This is a genomic window from Kitasatospora putterlickiae, from assembly GCF_039527695.1.
Lineage (GTDB): Bacteria > Actinomycetota > Actinomycetes > Streptomycetales > Streptomycetaceae > Kitasatospora > Kitasatospora putterlickiae.
The window spans coordinates 14,999-15,847 of sequence record NZ_BAAAKJ010000256.1 but is presented as its reverse complement, the minus strand read 5'-3'; the positions used below and the strand labels follow the sequence as shown (position 1 = coordinate 15,847).

Here is an 849-nt window from a genome sequence, read left to right as displayed (position 1 = left end):
CTGCCGGCGGTGGCCGGGTTCACGGCCACCGCCGGGTTCGGGGTGTCCGGCGAGGTCGAGGGCCGCCGGGTGCGGGTGGTCCGCCCGGACGGCGCGGACGGGCCGCTGCCGGAGGAGCTGGCGGGGGCGCTGGCGGAGGCCTCGGCGGCGGGCCGTACGGCGGTGCTGGTGGAGGTGGACGGCCGGCCGGCGGCGGTCCTGGCGGTCGGCGACACGCTGCGCTCGGGCAGTTGGCGCGCGCTGCACCGGCTGCGCGGCATGGGCCTGGAACCGGTGCTGCTGACTGGGGACGGGCCGGGTGCGGCCCGGGCCGTGGCGGCGGAGCTGGGCATCGAGCGGGTGCACGCCTCGGCCTCGCCGGAGCGCAAGGCGGAGGTGGTCGCGGAGCTGAAGGCCGCCGGGCGGACCACGGCGGTGGTCGGCGACGGGGTCAACGACGCCGTCGCGCTGGCCTCGGCGGACCTCGGGGTGGCGCTCGCCTCGGGCAGTGACGCGGCGATCGGGGCGGCCGGGCTGACGCTGGTGCGCGGGGACATCGAGACGGTGGTGGACGCCGTGCGGCTGGCCCGGCGCACCCTGGCCACGATCCGGGTCAACCTGCTCTGGGCGTTCGGGTACAACGTGGTGCTGATCCCGCTGGCGGCGGTGGGGCTGCTGAACCCGATGCTGGCGGCGGTGGCGATGTCGCTGAGTTCGCTGCTGGTGGTGGGCAACAGCCTGCGGCTGCGGACCTGGCGTCCAGGACGGGGCGCCGGGGAGGGCGGCGCGGCGCGGCGGCCCGCCCCGGCACGGCGTCCGGCGGGTGCGGCGTGGTGAGGGAGGCGGCGGTCGAACGGCTGCGGGCCGCCG

General features: G+C 78.9%; 1 protein-coding gene. It reads left to right on the top strand.

Translation table 11 applies throughout. From position 1 onward, the window contains the following. The coding region (locus ABD308_RS25830) for an HAD-IC family P-type ATPase (RefSeq protein WP_344339021.1) at positions 1–816 on the top strand (816 nt) is incomplete at its 5' end. Positions 817–849 lie beyond the last annotated feature (33 nt).